Source organism: Caulobacter sp. Root487D2Y (assembly GCF_001427165.1).
Taxonomy (GTDB): Bacteria; Pseudomonadota; Alphaproteobacteria; order Caulobacterales; family Caulobacteraceae; genus Caulobacter.
On sequence record NZ_LMFD01000001.1, the window covers coordinates 469,490 to 491,543 of the forward strand.

Here is a 22,054-nt window from a genome sequence, read left to right on the forward strand (position 1 = left end):
AAGGCCGCGAAGCTGGGTTTAGCTTCGCGGTCATGATCGAAGCTCTGCTGAAAAAGATGGTCAAGGTCGGCGACCTGACCATCCACCTGCCCAACGGCTCGACCACCAAGGCCGGCGACGGCTCGGGTCCGCCGGTGACGATGCGCGTCAACGGCCGCGGCCTGCGCCGCCTGGTCGCCAATCCCAGCCTCGGCCTCGGCGAGGCCTATATGGAAGGCGACCTGAAGATCGAGCAGGGGACCCTGTGGGATCTGCTGGAGATCGTCGGCAAGAGCGGCGGGCGCACGCCCAAGCGCGGCACGCCGCTGAAGCGGGCCCAGAAGGCGATCAAGCGCACGGTGCAGTCGGTCAACGACCGCATCGCCGCGCGCCGCAACGTGGCCCACCACTACGACGTGTCGAACGCGCTCTATGAGCGCTTCCTCGACAAGGACATGCAGTACAGCTGCGCCTATTTCGCGCGGCCCGACATGACGCTGGAGGAGGCCCAGGCCGCCAAGAAGGCCCATATCGGCGCCAAGCTGAACATCACGCCGGGCATGAAGGTGCTGGACATCGGCTCGGGCTGGGGCGGCATGGCCCTGACCCTGGCGGCCGACCACGGGGCCAGGATGACCGGGGTCACCCTGTCGACCGAGCAGCTGGCCCTGGCCAGGGAACGCGCCGACAAGGCGGGCCTGTCCGACCGGGTCGAGTTCCGCCTGACCGACTATCGCGACCTGGACGAGACCTTCGACCGCATCGTTTCGGTCGGCATGCTCGAGCACGTCGGCGCCCCGAACTTCCAGACCTATTTCGACACCGTCAAACGCCTGCTGGCCGACGACGGCAGCGCGGTGATCCACGCGATCGGCCGGATGAGCGGCCCCGGCGCGACCAACGCCTTCACGGCCAAATACATCTTCCCGGGGGGCTATATTCCGGGCCTGTCGGAGATCGTCAGGGCCGTCGAGGCGGCGGGCCTGTGGATCACCGACATCGAGATCCTGCGCCTGCACTACGCCGAGACCTGCAAGCACTGGCGCCTGCGCTTCCTGGCCGATCCGGACATCCCGGCGATGTTCGACGAACGGTTCCGGCGGATGTGGGAGTTCTACCTGTGCGGGGCCGAGCTGGGCTTCCGCTACGGCGGCCACATGGTCTTCCAGATCCAGGTGGCCAAGAAGGTCGGCGCCCTGCCGATCACCCGGGACTACATGTTCGACGGCGAGCGAGGCGCCTAGGTCGGGCTAGCGGCCCTCCCCCCCGTGGGGGAGGCGATCGCGCGGCGATCGGTGGAGGGAGTTGTCAGGCCGTCGGGCCTGTGCGACCAGCGCCCGAGCACTCCCCCCTCCGTCGGCTTCGCCGACACCTCCCCCATGGGGGGAGGGCCGCCAGACCTCGAGGATGTCCATGGGTCAGTTTCGCGCCGCCGATCTGTTTCGGCGCAAGCCCGTGGGCCGGGTCATCGCCGAGGGCGGCGAGCACCTGCCGGAAGATCACGCCATTGGGGGCCTGCACCGCACCATCGGCCTGTTCCAGCTGACCATGCTGGGGGTCGGGGCCACGATCGGCACCGGCATCTTCGTGGCCCTGACCACGGCCGTGCCGGCCGCCGGGCCGGCCGTCGTGGTCTCGTTCGTGATCGCCGGGATCACCGCGGCCCTGACGGCCCTGTGCTACGCCGAGCTCGCCTCGACCATTCCGGTGTCGGGCTCGTCCTATTCCTACGCCTACGCCACCCTAGGCGAGTTCGTGGCCTTCATCGTCGGGGCGTGCCTGCTGCTGGAATACGCCGTCTCGGCCTCGGCCATCGCCGTGGGCTGGGGGCAGTACCTGAACGAGATGTTCTCCGACCTGATCGGCTGGCGCATGCCCGACGCCATCGCCAAGGCCCCGGGGGCGGGCGGGGTGTTCAACCTGCCGGCGGTGGTGCTGGTCGGCGCCTGCCTGATCCTGCTGCTGCGCGGCGTGAAGGAGTCGGTGACGGTCAACGCCGTGCTGGTGGTGCTGAAGCTCCTGGTGCTGCTGTTCTTCGTGGTCGTCGCCTTCAGCGGCTTCCACACCGGCAACCTGACGCCGTTCGCGCCGATGGGCATGGCCGGCATCGGGGCGGCGGCCTCGTCGATCTTCTTCTCCTATATCGGCATCGACGCGGTCTCGACGGCCGGCGACGAGGTCAAGGACCCGCGCCGCACCCTGCCTCTGGGCATCATCCTGTCCCTGCTGATCGTCACCGGCGTCTATATCCTGGTGGCCCTGGCCGCCGTCGGCGCCCAGCCCTGGACGGCCTTCGCGGGCCAGGAGGCGGGGCTGGCGGTGATCCTGCGCAACCTGACCGGCCAGGCCTGGACCTCGCTGATCCTCTGCGTCGGGGCCATCGTCTCGATCTTCTCGATCACCCTGGTGGTCATGTACGGCCAGACCCGCATCCTCTACGCCATGAGCCGCGACGGCCTGCTGCCCAAGCTGTTCCAACGGGTGAACCCCAGGACCCAGAGCCCGGACCTCAACACCTGGATCGTCGCGGCCTTCATCGCCCTGCTGGCCGCCTTCGTGCCGCTGGACACCCTGGTCAACCTGACCAGCATGGGCACGCTGATCGCCTTCGCCATCGTCTCGCTGGGCGTGATCATCCTGCGGCGGACCCAGCCGGACCTGCCGCGCGGCTACCGCGTGCCGCTGTATCCGGTGGTGCCGCTGCTCAGCGTGGCCTTCTGCGGCTACCTGATCGTCGGCCTGCCGCTGGACACTTGGATCCTGTTCGCGGTCTGGGCGGCGGCGGCGTGCGTGCTGTACTTCGGCTATTCGGCGCGCAATTCGAAGCTGGCGACGTAAGCAGCGAAACGCCCGCTCCGTCACGATGCGTATTCGCATCGCGCCACCTCCCCCGCGATGCGGGTGAGGAGTAAGCGCGGGTCTTCTCCTCCCCTGCGAAGCGGGGGAGGTGGCGGGCGAAGCCCGACGGAGGGGGCGTCCGGGCCCCCTACTCCACCGTCACCGACTTGGCCAAATTCCGCGGCTGATCCACGTCCGCCCCCTTCACCACGGCGACGTGGTAGGCCAACAGCTGGATCGGGGCCGCCATCACCAGGGTCGAGACCAGCGGGTCGCTGGCCGGGGCGGTGACCACCACCCGGGCGCCGGCCGGGGCGTGCTTGGCGCCCTGCGGGTCGGTGATGAACACCACCTGGCCGCCGCGCGCCATCACCTCGCTCATGTTCGAGGCCGACTTCTCGAAATAGCTGTCATACGGGGCCAGGATGATGATCGGGGTCTGGTCGTCGACCAGGGCGATCGGTCCGTGCTTCAGCTCGCCGGCGGCGTAGCCCTCGGCGTGGATGTAGCTGATCTCCTTCAGCTTCAGCGCGCCTTCCAGGGCCAGGGCCGACATCGGGCCGCGACCCAGGAACAGCACGTCGCGGGCCTTGGCGATGTCGACGGCGATGTCCTTGAGGGCATCCTCCAGGCCGATGGCCTCGGCGATCAGGCGCGGCGCCTCCAGCATGACCTTGACCATCCGCTGCTCCTCGGCGGCGTCGATCATTCCGCGCGCCTTGGCGGCGGCGACGGCCAGGGCGATCATCACGCTGACCTGGGCGGTGAAGGCCTTGGTCGAGGCCACGCCGATCTCGGGCCCGCAATGGATCGGCCAGACCACGTCGACCTCGCGGGCCATCGTCGATTCCTGGGCGTTGACCACCACGGCGCTCTTCATGCCCTTGGCCTTGCAGTAGCGCAGGGCGGCCAGGGTGTCAGCGGTCTCGCCCGACTGCGACATGGCGATGACCAGCGAGCCGGGGCGCAGGGCCGGCTGGCGGTAGCGGAACTCCGAAGCGATCTCGACGTCGACCGGCAGGTCGGCCAGCTGCTCGATCAGGTACTTGCCGATCACCCCGGCGATGTAAGAGGTGCCGCAGGCGACGATCTGGATGCGCTCCAGCGCCTTGAAGTCCAGGTCGCCCGGCATGGCCGCGCGGGCGGTCAGGGCGTCGACATAGGCCGAGATCGTGCGCTGGCAGCCTTCCGGCTGGTCGTGGATCTCCTTCTCCATGAAGTGCCGGTAGTTGCCCTTCTCCATCATCACCACCGAGGCGGGGACCACCTTGACGGGGCGGACGACCGGCGCGCCCGCGACGTCGAAGATCCGGGCGCTGTCGTGGTCGATGGCGACATAGTCGCCCTCCTCCAGATAGATCACCCGGTTGGTGAACGGGCCGACGGCCAGGGCGTCGGAGCCCAGAAACATCTCGCCCTGGCCCTCGCCGACCACCAACGGGCTGCCGCGCCGGGCGCCCAGGATCAGGTTGTCGGCGCCCTCGATCAGCACCGCCAGGGCGAAGGCCCCGGTCAGGCGGTCCAGCGTGGCCTTGAACGCCTCCAGCGGCGGAAGGCCGGTGGCCAGTTCGGCGTCGATCAACTGGGCGATGACCTCGGTGTCGGTGTCGCTCTCGAAGACGCGGCCCGTGGCGGCCAGCTCGACCTTCAGTTCGGCGAAGTTCTCGATGATGCCGTTGTGCACCAGGGTGACGCGACCGGCGGTGTGGGGGTGAGCATTCTTGACGTTTGGGGCGCCGTGCGTGGCCCAGCGTACGTGGCCGATGCCGTTCTGGGCGTCCAGGGGTTCGTCGGCCAGGACGGCTTCCAGGTTCTTGATCTTGCCCTGAGCGCGGCGACGCTCGACCTTGCCTCCGACCACGGCGGCGACGCCCGCGGAATCATAGCCCCGGTATTCAAGCCGCTTGAGGCTGTCGACCAGCCGTTCCGAGACCGACTGGGTTCCAACGATGCCAATGATGCCGCACATGGGCCGAGATCCTTTGAAGAACATCGCGGCGGCGGCTATTGCTACCGGCGCAAGGTGTGTAGAGGCGGGGCTTTAGCACTCGCATCAGCCTCTTTGTGTAAATCTGCATTTCGGATCGTTGCGTGATTCGAAAGGCTCACAGACGAGACCAGAAGACGACCATGAGCAAGCGCGCCTATTTCGGCACTGACGGCATCCGCGGCCAGGCCAACAAGCACCCGATGACCGCCGAGGTCGCCCTGCGCGTCGGCCTGGCGGCCGGCAAGCTGTTCCGCTCCCAAGACGACCGCCGCCACCTGGTGGTGATCGGCAAGGACACCCGTCTGTCTGGCTACATGATCGAGCCCGCCCTGGTCGCCGGCTTCACCAGCGTCGGCATGGACGTGCGCCTGTTCGGCCCGCTGCCGACCCCCGCCGTGGCGATGATGACCCGCTCGATGCGCGCCGACCTGGGCGTGATGATCAGCGCCAGCCACAACGACTTCGCCGATAACGGCATCAAGCTGTTCGGTCCGGACGGCTACAAGCTGTCGGACGAGCAGGAGTTGAAGATCGAGGCCCTCATGGACGAGGGCCTGCAGCAACGCCTGGCCGAGCCGCGCGAGTTGGGCCGGGTCAAGCGCATCGACGACGCTCAGGCTCGCTATGTCGAGATCGTCAAGGCGACCTTCCCGCGTCACCTGAGCCTTGCCGGCCTGCGCATCGTCATCGATTGCGCCCACGGCGCGGCCTACAGGGTCGCGCCCGAGGCCCTCTACGAGCTGGGCGCCGAGGTTTTCCCGATCGGCGTCGAGCCCAACGGCACCAACATCAACGCCGAGTGCGGTTCGACCCATCCCGAGACCATGGCCAAGCTGGTGCGCGAATACCGCGCCGACATCGGCATCGCCCTCGACGGCGACGCCGACCGGCTGGTGATCTGCGACGAGAAGGGCGTGGTGGTCGACGGCGACCAGATCATGGCCATCGTCGCCCTGGCCTTCGCCAAGGCCGGAACCCTGAAATCCGGCGGCGTGGTCGCCACCGTGATGTCCAACCTCGGCCTGGAACGGCTGATGACCGACAACGGTCTGACCCTGGAGCGCACCAGCGTCGGCGACCGCTACGTGATGGCCCGCATGCGCGAGGGCGGCTTCAACATCGGCGGCGAGCAGTCGGGCCACGTGATTCTGTCGGACTTCTCGACCACCGGCGACGGCCTGATCGCGGCCCTGCAGGTGCTGGCGGTGATGATCCAGACCGGCAAGCCGATGAGCGCCCTGGGTCGGCAGTTCGAGCCGGTGCCGCAACTGCTGGAAAACGTCCGCTTCGCCGGCGGCAAGCCGCTGGAGCACAAGACCGTCATGGAGGCCATCGCCGACGGCGAGAGCCAGCTGAACGGCTCGGGCCGCATCGTGGTCCGCCCGTCCGGCACCGAGCCCCTGATCCGCATCATGGCCGAGGGCGACGACCCGGCCCTGGTCAGGAAGGTGGTCAAGTCGATCGTCTCGGCGGTGAAGGCGGTCTGAGGGCGGCGGCTTTTGCTGCCCGTTAGGGGCATTCGAATTCTGGTGGTCGAAACGGCGGCGGGAAGAGATCCCCGTCCTTCGACAAGCTCAGGATGAGGATCTCTACTGAACGGCCGCGAAATTCGTCCTCATCCTGAGCCTGTCGAAGGACGAGGACGCATCCAGAATGCTGGCCGCCCCCGTCGACCTCGTCTGACAGCACAACGCCCCGAGGAGGGGACCTCGGGGCGCGTGCGGGCCTGAGCGGGGTGGCGGCGTCAGGCCGCCGCTTTCCAGTTCGGCTCCAGCACCACGTGCGGCGGGCAAGGGGCGATCGCGCCTTGCGGCAGGCCGCGCAGTTCGTTGGCGAAGCCGTGGTTGACGTCGCGGTGGTGGGCCTCGTCGGCGCGGACCACCTCGACCACGTCACGCAGCGTCGCGCCGGCGGGCAGGCTCCAGTAGTCCAGCGCGATCCGCGGCGCCGGCACGTTCTCGGAACGGCCCTCGTCGATCTCGGCCAGATAGTGGGTGTAGCTGATCACCGCCTCTTCCTCGAAATAGCCGACCACGCGGTGGGCGGTCTTGGACGAGACGAGATAGAGGCCGAAGAAGAACAGGTAGAACACCCACTGGGCGGCGACGACCACGAAGCGTTCGAACAGCGTGGGCTTGGCGACCTCGATGAAGGTCATCAGGTGCATGCGCTCGTTCTCGGCCTCGTCCATCAGGGTCTTGATCCAACCCTTGTCGCTTTCCATCCGGCGCAGGCACTTCAGGTGGGTCAGGGTGGCGCCGACCATGCCCGGCACGGCGGCGACGGTTTCCAACACCACCGCGCGGTGGCCGTAGCGTTTGGCGAAGAAGGTGTCGGCGCAGAACCGCAAGGCCTTGACGAAACCGTAGGCGACGGCGTCGGACACGCCCTTGGGCTGGTGGTGAACGGTGAGGTCGATGGGCTGTTGGGTCATCGTCTTGGTCCTGAAGTCCCGAGGCCCGCCTGGCGCGGGAACGGGTTCGACTGACCGTTTCAATAGCCCCGCCCGGGGCGGGCGAATATTCGGGGCCCGCCCCTAAGGGGTTCCGCGCTAAGGGGGTTTGCGTACCCCCTTACCGTCAGTCCCCGTCCACCCCCTCGACCACCGCGCGCAGATAGTCGACGTGGCGGCGGAAGGCCTTGCGGCCGGTCGGGGTCAGGGCCACGCGGGTGCGGGGCTTCTTGCCGACGAAGTCCTTGGCGATCTCGACGTAGCCGGCCTTTTCCAGGGTGGTCAGGTGGCTGCCCAGATTGCCGTCGGTCGCCTGGGTCACGGCCTTGAGGCGCGAGAACTCCAGCGGGTCGGCGTCGCGCTCGGCGTGCAGCGCGGCCATGATCTTCAGCCGCAGGGGCTGGTGGATCAGCTCGTCCAGCTCGGCCACGCTCACGCCCTCCGCAGCCAGAGGCCGGCCACGAACAGCCCGCCGCCGCCGACCGCGGCCATCCAGAAGGTCAGCCAGGGCTGGAAGAAGAAATAGCCGACCAGGCTGGCGGCGAACACCGCCCCGCCGATCCACAGGTAGCGCGGGGCGAAGGCGATGCCGATCCCGGCATAGACCAGGCCGGTCACCACGCCCGGATAGGCGATCGTGGCGTCGATGGAGATCGGTTGAAAGAGCGTCAGGGTGGCGGCGTAGAAGGCCAGGATGGCCAGGACGCCGGCGACGATCTTCCAGCCCTGTCCGGCCTTGGCCGCGCCCTTGCCGCCCCGGCTGAGCAGGATCGTCGCCACGACGCCGGCCACGTCCAGCACCAGCCAGATCAGGCCCCATTGCTCGGAGGGCAGCAGGCCCATGCCCGAATAGCCCAGGGCCCAGATCACGCCCCAGACCATCAGGATCGGCCCGGCCACGTGATAGCCCTTCAGCAGCCGGCTGCGGCCGGCCGTGCTCTCGATATCGGTCAGCGCGGACGCCGCCTCGCTCTTGGAAATGCCCATCGCACCCTCCATGAATTAAGCGCCCAGAGCGCTCTGTCATTCAGAGTAATACATTCATTCACTCTGTCAAGCAGAGTATCTTGCGACCGTACGCGGTTCCTCCGGTTTGCGCTCGGCGGCGAGGAACCGTTCGATCGCCGAACAGGTTCAGTCCGCGTACGACAGTTCAGTTCGGAGCTCGGCGATGGCGTCCCTGGCATCTTCCCGAAAGGGCGTGGGCGGCTGGGCCGTCATGCTGCTCGGCCTCGTCCTGGCCCTGATCGGCCTGACCTTGACCATTGGCGGCGCCTGGCTGGCCGCATTGGGGGGCTCAGCCTATTACGTGCTCGCCGGTCTGGGCCTGCTGGTCTCTGGTGTCCTGCTGGTCCAGCGACGGCCGCTGGGCGCCTGGATCTATATCGCCGTCTTCATGCTGACCGTCCTGTGGGCGCTGTGGGAGGTCGGGCTGAACGGCTGGGCGCTGGTCCCTCGCGTGATCGCGCCGACGGTGCTTCTGGTCTTGGTGCTGGCCGCCCTGCCGGTGGTCGATCCCGGTCCGCCGGGCCGGCGCAAGTCGCTGATCGGCTTCGCGGCCCTGGCGGTGTTCCTGCTGGTCGGCGGCGTGGTGGTGGCCGGGGCCAACAAGGCCAGGGTCGACGGGCCTCTGCCCGCCGTCGCCGCCATGACCGACAACGACCCCTCGCTGATGCGGGTCGGCGCCGACTGGCCGGCCTATGGCGGCACCTATGCCGGCCAGCGCTATTCGCCCCTGACCCAGCTGAACGCCGGCAATGTCAGGAACCTGGCCCGGGTCTGGATGATCCGCACCGGCGACATGCCCAGCGCGGCCGCCGAGGGCAAGTACGGGGCCGAGAACACGCCGCTGAAGGTGGGAAACACCCTCTACGTCTGCACGCCCAAGAACATCATGATCGCCATCGACCCGGCCACCGGCCAGACCCGCTGGCGCTACGACCCCAAGGTGCCGGACGAGGCCATTCCCTACACCGCCGCCTGCCGGGGCGTGTCCTACTACGCCGCGCCCGGCGCCGATCCGGCCAAGGCCTGCGCGGCCCGGATCATCGAGGGCACGCTGGACGCCCGTCTGATCGCCGTGGACGCCACGACCGGCGTCCCCTGCGCCGACTTCGGGACCAACGGCCAGGTCTCGACCGCCGTCGGCATGGGCCCATCGGCCGCCGGCATGCTGTCGATCACCTCGGCCCCGACCATCGTGCGCGGGGTGATCGTCACCGGCCACCAGGTGCTGGACGGCCAGCGGCGCGACGCGCCGTCGGGGACGATCCAGGGCTTTGACGCCGTCACCGGCGCCCTGCGCTGGGCCTGGGACATGGCCCGTCCGGACATCACCACCCTGCCGCCGCAGGGCCAGACCTACACCAAGGGCACGCCCAACATGTGGACCACGGCCACCGGCGACGAGGCCCTGGGCCTGGTCTATCTGCCCCTGGGCGTTTCCGCCGCCGACTACTGGAGCTCCAGCCGCTCGCCGCTGGAGAAGCAGTATTCGACCTCGCTGGTCGCCCTGGACGTGACCACCGGCAAGCCCCGCTGGAGCTTCCAGACCGTGCGCAACGACGTCTGGGACTACGACCTGGGCTCGCAAGCGACCCTGGTCGACTTCCCCACCGCCGGCGGTCCCGTCCCGGCCGTGGTCCTGCCCAGCAAGCGCGGCGACATCTTCATTCTGGACCGGCGCACGGGCCGGCCGCTGACCGGCGTGCAGGAGCGGGCCGTGCCGCAAGGCGGCCTGGAGCCGCAGCAGCGCGCGCCCACCCAGCCGTTCTCGCTGTACCACTCCCTGCGCAAGCCCGACCTGACCGAGAAGCAGATGTGGGGCATGTCGCCGATCGACCAGATGATCTGCAGAATCCAGTTCAAGCGGGCCAAGTACGACGGCTTCTTCACCCCGCCGGTCGCCGATCGCCGCTATGTCGAATATCCCGGCTACAACGGCGGCTCCGACTGGGGCGGCGTGGCCGTTGACTCCAGCCGCGGCGTGATCGTCGCCAACTACAACGACATGCCCAACTACAACCGCCTGGTGCCCCGCGCGGTGGCCGACGCCAAGGGCTGGACCCCGCGCGGCGACGCCCGCGGCGGCTCGATGAAGAAGGGCGCGGAAGGGGCGGGCGACCCGCAGGTCGGCACGCCCTACGCCATCGACGTCAACGCCGGCTGGCGCCTGCCGCTGACGGGCCTGCTGTGCAAGCAGCCCCCCTACGGCGGCATCCGGGCCATCGACCTGCGCACCGGCAAGACGCTGTGGGACCGCCCGCTGGGCACGGCCCGCACCAACGGCCCGTTCGGCGTTCCCTCGCACCTGCCGCTGAACATCGGCACGCCCAACAACGGCGGAGCGGTGGTCACGGCCGGCGGGCTGGTGTTCGTGGCGGCCGCCACCGACAACCTGATCCGCGCCATCGACCTGAAGACCGGCAAGACCGTCTGGCAGGACGTGCTCCCGGCCGGCGGCCAGGCCACGCCGATGACCTACGCGGTCGGCGGCAAGCAGTACGTGGTCATCATGACCGGCGGCCACCACTTCATGGAGACCCCGATCGGGGACCAGGTGATCGCGTACGCGTTGAAGTAGGACGGGCGGCTCAAATCAGTTGTCATCCCGGAAAGCGCGTAGCGCTTGTCCGGGACCCAGGTGAACCGCAAAGCATCAGCCCAGTCGCCTGGGTCCCGGACAGCCTCTGCGAGGCTTCCGGGATGACAACTGTTAGGAACGTGGTGCGTTTGGGGCGGCCGCTGGCGACCGGGTCGCGATAAGCACCGACAGGATCAAGGCGACGACCAGGGCGGGCAAGCCAAACGCGAAAAGCGCGGTCAGGCTGGGGCCGGCGAAGGCGTCGAACGCCCTGCTGTTGGGACCCAGCCCGACTACGACCAGCCAGCCGCACACCAAGGTGGCCAATAACGTGGTCGCCTGTAGCGGGATCAATGCCGGCCGGGGTCTGAGCGCGAAGAATTTCGCAAACATGTATCCGGCGAGGATGGCAATCAGCGCCGCGGGGAGACCCAGGCTCACATACAGAATCTCCGGATAGCTTTCGTCCGGCCGTCCAGCTCGCATCCACGCGATCGGCGTAAAAGCCAGCAGCGCCATGGCGGCGAAGGCGAGAACCCCGAGCGCCAACAGGCCATGGCGTTGCAGCTTCATAGGCCCCGGCTACCCGACCTTCGGCGCCTTCAGCCGCCGTTTGTTCACATGCGCCGCCGGGGCGGGGGCCTCGACCTCCTCGGGATACTCGCCCTTGAAGTAGAAGCGCTGCCACGCCTCCTTCATCGCCTCGGGCTCGCGCTTGAAGATCCGGGCGTTGAACTCGCCGCGCTGGGCGGCCCAGGCGTCGTACTGCTTGCGCAGGTCGGGATTGGAATTCAACGACCGGATCACCGGCTGCACCTGCTCCAGCGGCTTGTCCTGGATCATCATGAAGAAGCAGAACGGCTCGCCCTTCTCGAAGCGGACCGTGCCGGGGCGGGTGAACAGCCAGTTCATCGTGAACGGGAAGGGCAGCCAGTCGGTCTCGACCAGGCCGGCCAGCGGCTGGATGCCGTCCTTGATGTGGTTGGGCGGACCCATGGTCCAGATCGACCAGCCCGGCGGCGTGCGGAACAGGTAGCCGGTGTGGAAGGTCACCGTGCCGCGCGAAAAGTGCGACTTGACGAAGTCGTCGAAGCCCGGATGCGGATGGTCGGCCTTGAAGGTGATGCAGTTCTGGTGCGCCCCGCCGTCCCAGGTGGCCGTGAAGCCGACCGGGCACAGGATCTCCCAGCCGGTGGTGTTGGCCATGGTCAGGGGCAGGCAGCGATAGGGGTGGCGGTCGGCGAAGTGGTCCATCCACGCCCGCTGCGGCCGTCCTGGCACGATCTCGGGCGGCCGGTTCTCGGTGGGGTAGCACTCCAGTTCCATGCCGGCTCTCTTCTTCCCTAGCTGGTCTTGAGTCTGGTCTAGCGGGCCACGGCTCGGCTAGGAAGTCCCCCATGAAGAGCCGCGCCGACCTGCTTTCCTTCCTCGACGCCCACGGCGTCGCCCATTCCACGCTCGACCACCCGCCGGTGTTCCGGGTGGAGGAGGGGCTGGAGATCAAGGCCGCCCTGCCCGGCGGCCACACCAAGAACCTGTTCCTCAAGGACGCCAAGGGCCAGCTGTGGCTGATCTCGGCCCTGGGCGAGACGGCGATCGACCTCAAGCGCCTGCACACGGTGATAGGCTCGGCCCGGCTGTCGTTCGGCAGCGCCGAGCTGATGGCCCAGACCCTGGGCGTGACCCCGGGCTCGGTCACCGCCTTCGGCCTGATCAACGACACGACGCATCGCGTGCGCTTCGTGCTCGACGCGGACCTGGCGAAAGCCGATCCGGTCAATTTCCACCCGCTGGCCAACGACGCCACCACGGCGGTGTCGCAGGAGGGTCTTCGGCGGTTCCTGGCGGCGCTGGAAATCACGCCGATGATCGTCGATTTCGCCGCCATGCGGGTTGTTCAATAAGCGCTTCGCCCGATTGCGAACCGCGCGCCGAGAGACCATCTTGGCCGCCAAGACGGACGCTCCAGTCCTCCCCCGCCGATCCCTTCGGCGCTTCGAGCGTTCAAGACCCGCGTATTTAGAGAGACCCCATGGCCCTGATTGGCGACACTCCCCCTCCCATTCGAGCCGGCGGCCCCAATAGCCAAGGGGGCGCCAAGAGCGAGCACATCAAGGACGGCACGGACGCCAGCTTCATGGCCGACGTGATCGAGGCCTCCAAGGTCCAGCCGGTGATCGTCGACTTCTGGGCCACCTGGTGCGGCCCGTGCCGCCAGCTGACCCCGGCCCTGGAAAAGGCGGTCAACGCCGCCGGCGGCGCGGTCAAGCTGGTCAAGATCGACGTCGACAAGAACCCCGGCTATTCGGGCCAGCTGCGCGTGCAGTCGATTCCGACCGTCTACGCCTTCGTCAACGGCCAGCCGGTCGACGGCTTCCAGGGCGCGGTGCCCGAGAGTCAGATCAAGCAGTTCATCGACCGCCTGGCCGGACCGCCGCCCGAGAGCGACATCGACGCCCTGCTGGCCCTGGCCAAGGAGTCGGTCGAGCTGGGCGACATCGGCGGCGCGGCCCAGGCCTTCGCCCAGGCGCTGCAGATGGATCCGGTCAACGTGAAGGCCATCGGCGGCCTGGCCAAATGCTACCTGGCCGGCGGCGACCTGGAAGGCGCGGCGGAAGTCGCGGCCACGGCCCCGGCCGGCGCCAAGGACCCGGACCTGGACAGCGTCCGCGCCGCGCTCGCGCTCGCCGAAGACGCCCCGTCCGAGACCGCGCCGTTCGAAAGGCGCCTGGCCGCCGACGCCGACGACCACGAGGCCCGCCTCGAGCTGGCCAAGGCCCTGGCCGGCGCCGGTCATCTCCAGGCCGCGTCGGACCATCTTCTGACCATCATCGAACGCGACCGTGCCTGGAACGACGAGGCCGCCCGCAAGCAGTTGCTGACCGTGTTCGAGGCCGCCGGCTATGCGTCCGAGGTGGCCAAGGCCGGCCGCAAGCGGCTGTCCGCCATCCTGTTCAGTTAGGCTTCAAGAGGAGCGTCGCATGCCGGGATCCTATCGAAGGGCGGACGACCTGCCGCTGGTGATCCCGGTGTTCCCGCTGGACGGCGCCCTGCTGCTGCCCGGCGGCCAGCTGCCGCTGAACATCTTCGAGCCGCGCTATCTGAACATGTTCGACGACGCCATGTCGGGCGAGCGGATCATCGGCATGGTCCAGACCCGGCCGGGCGGCGATCACGAGCGGCCCAACCTGGCGCCGGTGGGGTGCGCGGGCCGGGTGACCAGCTTCGCCGAGACCAGCGACGGCCGCTACCTCGTCACCCTGACCGGGGTCTGCCGGTTCCGGGTCGGCGACGAGCTTCCCACCCGCTCGCCCTACCGCCAGGTGCGCGCCGATTTCACCACCTTCGAGGACGACCTGCGGGAAGCCTCGCCGCACACGGCCACGGGGAGCGACGCCTCGCCGTTGCTGGACGCCCTGCGCCGCTATCTCGACCATCGCGGCCTGGCCATCGACTGGAGCAGCGCCGAGGCCGCCCCGTCCGACGCCCTGATCAACAGCCTGGCCATGGCCCTGCCGTTCGAGCCGGTCGAGAAGCAGGCCCTGCTCGAGGCCCCGACCCTGGTCGAACGCCGCGAGACCCTGGTGGCCCTGCTGGAGATCGACGCGGCGGGGGACGACGAAGACCCCACGATGATTCAGTGACAGTCTTTCCCTCCCCCTTGCGGGGAGGGTGGCCCGCGTGGCGGGTCGGGTGGGGTTTGATGACTCAGCGAGCCCCACCCGTCGGCTTCGCCGCCACCCTCCCCATGAAGGGGAGGGAGTTCTCATCAGTTGGAAAACCCCCTACAACTCCGCCCATGACCGCCCAACCGCCTCCCCCGCCCGCCGATCTCGACCCGCGCCTGCTGGAGGTGCTGGTCTGTCCCGTCACGCGCGCGCCGCTGTTCTACGACCGCGCCCGGGGCGAGCTGGTCAGCAACGCCGCCAAGCTGGCCTATCCGATCCGCGACGGCGTGCCGATCATGCTGCCCGAGGAAGCCCGCGGCCTGGACGACTAGGCGGTGGATCAGCGGCCGCCCCGTCTGGCTTCACTGGACGTGCTCCGTGGACTGACGATCGTCGGCATGATCGTCGTCAACAGCGCCTCCTACCTGCATTATGTCAGCGGCTACGCCCAGTTCGCCGGCCTGGAGCATGCCGCCTGGCGTGGCTTCACGCTCGCCGACGCGGTGTTCCCGGCCTTCGTGTTCATGACCGGGGCGTCGATCCCCCTGGCCCTGGCCGCGCGCGGCGCGCCTGAACAGGGAATCGGCGGTCTCGACGGACCGACCCTGCGCCGGCTGCTGGTCAGGTCCGGACGCCTGTTCCTGCTGGGCCTGATCCTGTCCAACCTCTACTGGATGGCGACGCCCGAGAGCGTGCCGTTCCGGCCGATGGGCGTGCTGCAGCGCCTGGCCCTGTGCTTCCTGGCCGCCGCCGTCCTTTACAAGACCCTCGGGCCCCGCGCCCGGCTGATCCTGGCCGTGGCGATCCTGGCGCTCTACTGGCCCCTGACCCTCATGCCGTTCCCGGACGGCGCGACCGACCTGCGGGGGCCCGGCGCCAACTTCGTCGGCTGGTTCGACCGCCTGGTGCTGGGCGCCCACGTCTACGTGCCCGGCCCGCTGGGCTATGACCCCGAGGGCCTGCTCTCGACCCTGCCGGCCGTCGCCCAGGCCCTGCTCGGGGTGGCGGCCGGCGAATGGCTCATGGCCCCCCAATCGAGAAATGGGCGTGGCGCGTTGGGCCTGTTGATCGCGGGCACGGCTTGCATCGCCGGCGGCCTGGTCTGGGGCCTGGCGTTCCCGATCTCCAAGGAACTGTGGACCTCAAGCTTCGTGCTGCTGTCGACCGGCGTCGCCCTGGTCCTGCTGGCCGGCCTGCACCAGGCGCTGGACGTCGAGGGCCGGCGGCTTCCGGGATCAGGCTTCCTGACCGACTTCGGGATCAACGCGATCTTCGCCTACAGCCTGCACATGCTGGCCTCGATCATGCTGACCGCCCACCTGCTGAAGATCCCCTACGTCTGGGCCACGCCTTTCGTCGGCGACAGGGCGGCGGCCCTGATCCCGGTGGCGATCTTCGTCGGCCTGATCTGGATGGTCGTGGCCTACATGCGCAAGCGCGGGTGGGTGGTGAAGGTCTAGGTGAAATCTCTTCCCTCCCCCTTGTGGGGAGGGTGTCGGCGAAGCCGACGGGTGGGGGATCGGTGCAGGGCGGCTGGCTCAGCAAGCCCCACCCGACCCTGGCGCTGCCAGGGCCACCCTCCCCATGAAGGGGAGGGAAGGTTTCGGCTCCTAAATCCCCTCGCCCCGCAACAACTTCGGCAGGTCGCCCACCCCGCCGCCGGCCTCGTGCATGAAGAACCGCCGGGCCGGGGCGATGCGGTTGACCGCCGCCATGCCCACCCCGCGCGCCAGGCGCAGCAGCGGATTGTCGTTGGAGAACAGCCGCACGAAGCCGTCGAAGGCCAGGGCGTTGGAGACGTTGTCGAACCGCCGCCAGCGGGCGTAGCGCTCCAGGGTCGCCTCGGCCCCGATGTCCTCGCCGTTGCGCAAGGCCTCGACCACCACCTCGGCCAGGGCCGCGGCGTCCTTCAGGCCCAGGTTCAGCCCCTGGCCGGCGATCGGGTGCACCCCGTGGGCGGCGTCGCCGATCAGGGCCAGGCGCGGGGCGACCAGCCGCTCGGCCAGCGACAGCGACAGCGGATAGACGAAGGTCGGGCCAGCCATCTCGACCGTGCCCAGGAACTCGCCGAACCGCCGCATCAAATGGCTGTGGAAGGCTTCCGGCGAGGCGTGGCGCAGGGCCTCGGCCCGGTCGGTGCTCTCGGTCCAGACCAGGCTGGCGCGATTATCCGTCAGCGGAAGAATGGCGAACGGCCCGCTGGGCAGGAAGTATTCGTGGGCCACGCCCTGGTGCGGATGCTCCATCCGGACGGTGGCCACCACCCCGCTCTGGCCGTAGCTCCAGCCGATGTCGCCGATGCCGGCGGCCTTGCGCAGCACGCTGCCCCGGCCCTCGGCGCTGACCACCAGCGGGGCCGACAGCGTGCGGCCGTCCGTGAGCGTCAGGGTCGCGCCGGCCGGGGTGACGTCCAGGGCCTGGGCGCCGACCGGGGCCAGCACGGTGATCCCCTTGTCGATCACGGTCCGGGCCAGGGCCGCGCGGATCTGGCGGTTCTCGATCAGATAGCCCAGGGGCTCGCCCTCGGACCGGTCGGCGATCTCGCTGCTGTCAAAGCGCAGGAAGAACGGCGAGGGTCCGCCCGAGGCCGGGCCCGGCGTCTTGCCGTCGGTGACCAGGATCTGCTCGATCCGCTGGGCGTTGGGCGCCAGGGCCTCGCCGGCCCCGATCGCCCGCCACTGGCGGAACGACGAATAGGCGATGGCCGACGAGCGCCCGTCGAAGCTCTCGGCCAGCTGGGCGTCGAACGGCTGGGGATCGACCAGCAGGGCCTTGACCCCGGCCGAGGCCAGGGCGAGCGCCAGGGTGGTTCCGGCCATGCCGGCTCCGGCGATGATGACGTCGGCGTCGTGGTCGCGCATGGGCGGATATGGCGCGCGGGGGGCGGTGGTGTCTAGGGGCGGCGGTTTGCGGAGTGGTGTCCGGTTTGGGGGTCAGACGCTGATGTCGGCTTGCGACCCTAGCCAGACATTCGCAGACATGGTCAGCTTAGCCATGAGCTTCAGATGGATCAGCCTCGTCGCACTTGGCCTGGCGCTTTCGTCTTGTTCGGACGGCGGCTTCAACGGGCGCACCCGGCAGTTTTCCGGCGTCTGGCTCCATGAGTTCGAAGGATCGACCTTTGTCGATGGCGCGACCGAGGTCCCGGCGGAACGTCCAGACCCCGCGAAGACAGACTATCTGGAGTGGCGCGATTGGCCCCGCCTAGAAGCCCTCATGGAAGCGAGCCGGGGCAACGGGAGCTGCTACACTGTGCAGCCATTCTTGGTCACTTTTTCCGGCCGCAGAACGCACTATCCGCTTTACAGCGCGAAACGCTTTGGCGGTGCGGGACACATGGGACTATGGCGTTCAAAGGTGACTGTGCAGAGACCGATCTCCGCTAAGCGGCTTGGCCCGTCATTCTGCTACGAACGCTAGCGTCCGCCACCCACCCATCTCGGACCTCTGAAACGGCGGCTTGGCGCAGGCCCCCATCCGCTCCGGATGGGGCCACGCCTTAAAGCCTTGGTGGATCGGAGCTCTGGCGTCTGGCCGTGTCAAGGATCGCCCCGCAGGGGCGACCGCGGCGCGGCCGGCCGGAGGCCGGTCCTTGACACGGCCAGACGCCAGAGCAGGCTCGCCATCAAGGTTTCAAGGCGCGGCCTCGCCGCTGGCGGATGACGTCAGGGGCGTTTGCCGGAAAGGACCCAGTCCCTCCCCCTTGCGGGGAGGGTGGCGGCGAAGCCGACGGGTGGGGGATCGGTGCAGGGTGTCGGACGGGGGTTGTTCTGCTGACTCAGCTGCCCCCCACCCGACCCTGGCGCTGCCAGGGCCACCCTCCCCGCGAGGGGGAGGGAAGGCACTTACGCTCGGCGCATAGCCACCAAACCCCCGCGATTTCAACGCCCCGAACTTTCTCGACCCGATTTGGTCCTCACCCTCCAAACCGCCCGTATCCTTGTCTCACCTCGTCGGGGGCGATCGAGCGGGAAGCTCTGTCGGCGGTGTTGTCCGCGTGCGTAGGGACAGCATCAAACCTCACGTCTCCAGGGCCGGCCGGGCATGGAACACAGAAACGGCGTGGCGTGAGGGCCGGCTTTGCAGCAGGCGGGCGGTGATGCGCTCGCGGTCCGGGACCGGGTTTCGTTGACCAGGCCCGCCCGTCGGAGGCTTCAAGGCGGCGAGGCCCTAACAAAGGCTCAGCGTCGCGGGCTTCCGGATAACGATGGCGCGGAGCGATCGGGCTTCGTCGAAACGGTAACAACTGCAAACACTCCGGACGGTGTCCGGCGCTCCGCGACCCTTTCCAACTCCTCAGCGAGAGATCGCGTGAGCTTGCAACGCCGTGCCGGTGAACACTTGCCCCCACCTGACCGCTTCGCGGTCTGTCCGCCCCCACAGGGGGCGGAGGGCCGCCTAAGGCAGCGGCCGCGGCTTCCGGTCCTCGCCGATGGCCACGAAGGTGAACACGCCCTGGGTCACCTTGTGGGCCTGCTCGCCGTCGCGGCGGCGGCGCCAGGCTTCGACCTGCACCTTCAGCGAGGTGCGGCCCACGTGGACGACCTTGGCGAACAGGCTGACCTCGTCGCCGACGAACACCGGGCTGATGAAGGTCATGCCGTCGATGGCGATGGTGGCGCAGCGGCCGGCCGCGCGGTGGAAGGCGATCGAGGCCGCCGCCAGGTCCATCTGCGACAGCAGCCAGCCGCCGAAGATGTCGCCTTCGGGATTGGTGTCGGACGGCATGGCGATGGCCCGCAGCACCGGGGCCTCGTGCGGCCACTCGGCGGCCTCCCAGGCCTTGGCCAGGGATTCGGCGCGCTGGGTCGTGGGATCGCTCACGCTGCGCGGAGCCTAGTGGCCGCCGGAGCCTTCGTAGACCCCCGGGGCCAGACGCTCGTCCTCGTCGTGGCCGGCGGCGGTCGAGGCCACGAAGCGGCGGTCGCAATAGGGGCAGTCGACGAAGCCGGCCGCGCCCATCTCCAGCCAGACGCGCGGGTGGCCCAGGGCGCCGCCGACGCCGTCGCAGGCGATGCGGTGCGAGCGGACCATGATGGTTTCGGGCGCGGGACCGGCGCCGACCGCGACGACAGTCGGCTCCATGGCGGTGGGAGCGGTGGTCTTGGCCTTGCGCGCCATGTTCGTAAAACCCTTGAAATCCAGACGCGGCCTTGGCGTGGCGGCGATGCAGGCATACCTATGCGACCTGTCGCGGCGCCGTCAATTCGCGCGGCGTGTTCCTTTTGCCCATCTGGACGTTCCATGGACCTGCCCGCGTACGCGATCGAAGCCGAAGGCCTGTTCAAGACCTATCCCGCCTCCAAGACCTCGCCGGAAAAGCGGGCGCTCAACGGCATCGACCTGAAGGTGCCGCGCGGCTCGATCTTCGGCCTGCTGGGCCCGAACGGCGCGGGCAAGTCGACCTTCATCAACATCCTGGCCGGCCTGACCCGCAAGACCAGCGGCACGGTGCGGATCTGGGGCCGCGACATCGACGAGCGCCCGCGCGACGCCCGCGCCGCCATCGGCGTGGTGCCGCAGGAGCTGGCCGCCGACGTGTTCTTCACCCCGCGCGAGTCGCTGGAGGTGCAGGCCGGCTTCTACGGCGTGCCCAAGAACGAGCGCCGCACCGACGAACTGCTCAACGCCCTGGGCCTGGGCGACAAGGCCAATGCCTATGTCCGCCAGCTGTCGGGCGGCATGAAGCGCCGGCTGATGGTGGCCAAGGCCATGGTCCACCAGCCCCCGGTGTTGATCCTCGACGAGCCGACCGCCGGCGTCGACGTCGAGCTGCGCCGGCAGCTGTGGAGCTATGTGACCGGGCTGAACCAGCTGGGCGTGACCATCGTGCTGACCACCCACTATCTGGAAGAGGCCCAGGAGCTGTGCGACCAGATCGCCATCGTCAACCGCGGCGAGGTGGTGGTCTGCGAGCCCACGGCGACCCTGCTGCGCCGGATGGACATCCGCAACGTCGTGGTCACGCCGGAGGAGCCGGTGACCGTCGCCCCGCTGCTGCCGGGCTTCGAGACCAAGCTGCGCGGGGCCGGGGCCTTCTCGGTCTCCTACCGCACCGGCCAGTCCAGCGTGGAGCAGGTGCTGGCGGCGGTCCGCGCCGAGGGCCTGAAGATCAAGGACATCGCCACCGAGGACCCGGACCTGGAGGACGTGTTCGTGTCGCTGACCTATGGCGATCCGAGCGCCAAGGATCCGTTGAAGGCCTGAGGGGCGGACCTGAACTTGCCCCGACCTGGCGGCTTCGCCGCCTGTCGCGGCGAGGGGGCGGAGGACGCGCCGCAACGCCCCTCTTCCCCCTGTGGGGGAAGACGACCGCGAAGCGGTCCGTAGGGGGGAAGTGTTCGCCGCCGTGGCGCCGCCGCCTCGCTCAGGCGCAGCGGAAGTCGGGTCCAGCCCTCCCGCCGATCCCCGATTGCATCGCCGGCCGCATCGGTGGAGGTTCACCGCCGGATTTCTGGTGGGGCGTCGCATGCGTGCTTTGTGGTTTCGAATCGTCCTGGCTCTGGCCATCGCGCTCGGCATGGGCCTGGCCTCCGCCCAGGCGGCGGATCGCCTGCCGATCAAGGTCGTCGTCGTCACCACCTTCGAGATCGGGGCCGACACCGGCGACTTCGCCGGCGAGTTCCAGCCCTGGGTCGAGGGCTGGCCGCTGACGCACGAGATCGCCATCCCCGGCGTCCGCCACGTGGCCCGCTATTCCGACGACGGCGTGCTGGCCATCGTCAGCGACATGCGCGGCCGGACCCGCGAGAGCGTCGCGGCCCTGATCCTGTCGGACCAGTTCGACCTCTCCAAGGCCTACTGGATCGTCAGCGGCATCGCCGGGGTCGATCCCAAGGCGGCCTCGGTCGGCAGCGCCGCCTGGGCCCGCTACGTGGTCGACGCCGACCCGATCTACGAGGTCGACGAGCGCGACATGCCGGCCGACTGGCCCTACGGCCTCTATTCGAACGACGCCGAGCGCCCCAACGTGAAGGGCAAGGCCGAGGGCTCCAGCGCCATGGTCTGGACGCTGGACCGGGGCCTGGTCGACTGGGCCTACGGCCTGACCCGCGACGTCAAGCTGCCCGACTCGCCGGGCCTGCGGGCGATGCGCGCGCCCTATGCGGGCGACCCCGAGGGCCAAAGGCCGCCGTTCGTGCTGCGGGGCGACGCCCTGGGCACGGTGCGTTTCTGGCACGGCGCGCGGCGCACCCAGTGGGCGGAGGACTGGGTCAAGCTCTGGACCGACGGGGCCGGAACCTTCACCATGACCGACTGCGAAGACCAGGGAATTCTCGACGTGCTCGACGCCCACGCCGCGTCCGGAAAGATCGACCGCCGGCGGGTCCTGGTGCTGCGCACCGGCAGCAACTATTCGCGCGCGCCGCTGGGCCAGACCAGCCTGCCTCACGTGTTCCATGAGGACGGTCTGAAGGCGAGCTTCGACTCCGCGTTCCGGGTGGGCGGCGTCGTGGTCCGCGAACTGACCGCTCACTGGGACCGCTACGCGTCTGAAATCCCCACCGCCGCCTCTTCTCCCCAGTCCGGCCGGAGCCGCTAAG

The 22,054-nt window shown here is 69.0% G+C and carries 20 protein-coding genes; 11 read left to right on the forward strand and 9 right to left on the reverse strand.

Going from position 1 to position 22,054, the window contains the following annotated elements; all coding sequences use genetic code 11:
* Positions 1–32 precede the first annotated feature (32 nt).
* Both ASD38_RS02245 and ASD38_RS02250 read left to right on the forward strand, forming a co-directional pair.
* Complete coding sequence (locus tag ASD38_RS02245) at positions 33–1,223, forward strand: SAM-dependent methyltransferase (protein WP_056457176.1); 1,191 nt, start codon at positions 33–35, stop codon at positions 1,221–1,223.
* 169 nt (positions 1,224–1,392) lie between these two features.
* Positions 1,393–2,817, forward strand: coding sequence for an APC family permease (locus ASD38_RS02250; RefSeq protein ID WP_156390527.1), 1,425 nt, complete (start codon positions 1,393–1,395; stop codon positions 2,815–2,817).
* 148 nt (positions 2,818–2,965) lie between these two features.
* Here the strand turns inward: ASD38_RS02250 and glmS are convergent, their stop codons facing one another.
* Complete coding sequence (gene glmS / locus ASD38_RS02255) at positions 2,966–4,786, reverse strand: glutamine--fructose-6-phosphate transaminase (isomerizing) (protein WP_056443825.1); 1,821 nt, start codon at positions 4,784–4,786, stop codon at positions 2,966–2,968.
* 161 nt (positions 4,787–4,947) lie between these two features.
* Here glmS and glmM point away from each other — a divergent pair, with 161 nt between their 5' ends.
* Positions 4,948–6,294: a phosphoglucosamine mutase gene (gene glmM / locus ASD38_RS02260; RefSeq protein ID WP_056443828.1), complete on the forward strand. Its 1,347-nt coding sequence runs from the start codon at positions 4,948–4,950 to the stop codon at positions 6,292–6,294.
* 257 nt (positions 6,295–6,551) lie between these two features.
* Here the strand turns inward: glmM and ASD38_RS02265 are convergent, their stop codons facing one another.
* The 3 genes from ASD38_RS02265 to ASD38_RS02275 all read right to left on the reverse strand — a co-directional run bounded on the left by ASD38_RS02265 (position 6,552) and on the right by ASD38_RS02275 (position 8,246).
* Positions 6,552–7,241 (reverse strand): alternative oxidase, encoded by a 690-nt coding sequence (locus ASD38_RS02265; RefSeq protein ID WP_056443831.1) that lies wholly within the window; start codon positions 7,239–7,241, stop codon positions 6,552–6,554.
* Between the two features lie 145 nt (positions 7,242–7,386).
* The gene (locus tag ASD38_RS02270; protein WP_056443834.1) at positions 7,387–7,689 is read right to left on the reverse strand and encodes a winged helix-turn-helix domain-containing protein; all 303 of its coding nucleotides are present in this window, start codon (positions 7,687–7,689) and stop codon (positions 7,387–7,389) included.
* A gap of 2 nt (positions 7,690–7,691) precedes the next feature.
* Positions 7,692–8,246, reverse strand: a complete 555-nt coding sequence (locus tag ASD38_RS02275) for a hypothetical protein (RefSeq protein WP_056443837.1) — start codon at positions 8,244–8,246, stop codon at positions 7,692–7,694.
* Positions 8,247–8,430: 184 nt separating this feature from the next.
* Here ASD38_RS02275 and ASD38_RS02280 point away from each other — a divergent pair, with 184 nt between their 5' ends.
* The gene (locus ASD38_RS02280; protein ID WP_056457179.1) at positions 8,431–10,842 is read left to right on the forward strand and encodes a membrane-bound PQQ-dependent dehydrogenase, glucose/quinate/shikimate family; all 2,412 of its coding nucleotides are present in this window, start codon (positions 8,431–8,433) and stop codon (positions 10,840–10,842) included.
* A gap of 132 nt (positions 10,843–10,974) precedes the next feature.
* Here the strand turns inward: ASD38_RS02280 and ASD38_RS02285 are convergent, their stop codons facing one another.
* Both ASD38_RS02285 and ASD38_RS02290 read right to left on the reverse strand, forming a co-directional pair.
* Positions 10,975–11,415, reverse strand: a complete 441-nt coding sequence (locus tag ASD38_RS02285; protein WP_056457182.1) for a hypothetical protein — start codon at positions 11,413–11,415, stop codon at positions 10,975–10,977.
* Positions 11,416–11,424: 9 nt separating this feature from the next.
* Positions 11,425–12,168 (reverse strand): DUF6065 family protein, encoded by a 744-nt coding sequence (locus ASD38_RS02290; protein ID WP_056443845.1) that lies wholly within the window; start codon positions 12,166–12,168, stop codon positions 11,425–11,427.
* Positions 12,169–12,239: 71 nt separating this feature from the next.
* Between ASD38_RS02290 and ASD38_RS02295 the strand changes: the two genes are divergently transcribed.
* The 5 genes from ASD38_RS02295 (at position 12,240) to ASD38_RS02315 (ending at position 15,970) form a co-directional block, all read left to right on the forward strand.
* On the forward strand, positions 12,240–12,746 hold the full coding sequence (locus tag ASD38_RS02295; protein WP_056457185.1) for a prolyl-tRNA synthetase associated domain-containing protein: 507 nt from the start codon (positions 12,240–12,242) through the stop codon (positions 12,744–12,746).
* Between the two features lie 128 nt (positions 12,747–12,874).
* Positions 12,875–13,804 (forward strand): thioredoxin family protein, encoded by a 930-nt coding sequence (locus tag ASD38_RS02300; protein ID WP_056457188.1) that lies wholly within the window; start codon positions 12,875–12,877, stop codon positions 13,802–13,804.
* Between the two features lie 19 nt (positions 13,805–13,823).
* Positions 13,824–14,486: an LON peptidase substrate-binding domain-containing protein gene (locus ASD38_RS02305; RefSeq protein WP_056457191.1), complete on the forward strand. Its 663-nt coding sequence runs from the start codon at positions 13,824–13,826 to the stop codon at positions 14,484–14,486.
* A gap of 155 nt (positions 14,487–14,641) precedes the next feature.
* Positions 14,642–14,842 carry a Trm112 family protein gene (locus ASD38_RS02310; RefSeq protein ID WP_056457193.1) on the forward strand — a complete coding sequence of 67 codons (201 nt, stop codon included), beginning with the start codon at positions 14,642–14,644 and terminating at the stop codon, positions 14,840–14,842.
* Between the two features lie 3 nt (positions 14,843–14,845).
* A complete protein-coding gene (locus ASD38_RS02315) occupies positions 14,846–15,970 on the forward strand; it encodes an acyltransferase family protein (protein WP_268760906.1) in 1,125 nt (374 codons plus the stop codon).
* 150 nt (positions 15,971–16,120) lie between these two features.
* On the opposite strand, the gene ASD38_RS02320 is transcribed toward ASD38_RS02315, so the two are convergent.
* The 3 genes from ASD38_RS02320 to ASD38_RS02330 form a co-directional block, all read right to left on the reverse strand.
* Positions 16,121–17,371, reverse strand: a complete 1,251-nt coding sequence (locus ASD38_RS02320) for a UbiH/UbiF/VisC/COQ6 family ubiquinone biosynthesis hydroxylase (protein ID WP_056443865.1) — start codon at positions 17,369–17,371, stop codon at positions 16,121–16,123.
* A 1,537-nt stretch (positions 17,372–18,908) separates the two neighbouring features.
* On the reverse strand, positions 18,909–19,334 hold the full coding sequence (locus ASD38_RS02325; protein ID WP_056457198.1) for an acyl-CoA thioesterase: 426 nt from the start codon (positions 19,332–19,334) through the stop codon (positions 18,909–18,911).
* Between the two features lie 12 nt (positions 19,335–19,346).
* Complete coding sequence (locus tag ASD38_RS02330; protein ID WP_082554818.1) at positions 19,347–19,631, reverse strand: zinc-finger domain-containing protein; 285 nt, start codon at positions 19,629–19,631, stop codon at positions 19,347–19,349.
* Positions 19,632–19,754: 123 nt separating this feature from the next.
* On the opposite strand from ASD38_RS02330, the gene ASD38_RS02335 reads away from it, so the two are divergent.
* Positions 19,755–20,717, forward strand: a complete 963-nt coding sequence (locus ASD38_RS02335; RefSeq protein ID WP_056457202.1) for an ABC transporter ATP-binding protein — start codon at positions 19,755–19,757, stop codon at positions 20,715–20,717.
* A gap of 262 nt (positions 20,718–20,979) precedes the next feature.
* Complete coding sequence (locus tag ASD38_RS02340; RefSeq protein ID WP_056457205.1) at positions 20,980–22,053, forward strand: purine nucleoside permease; 1,074 nt, start codon at positions 20,980–20,982, stop codon at positions 22,051–22,053.
* Position 22,054: the final 1 nt, after the last annotated feature.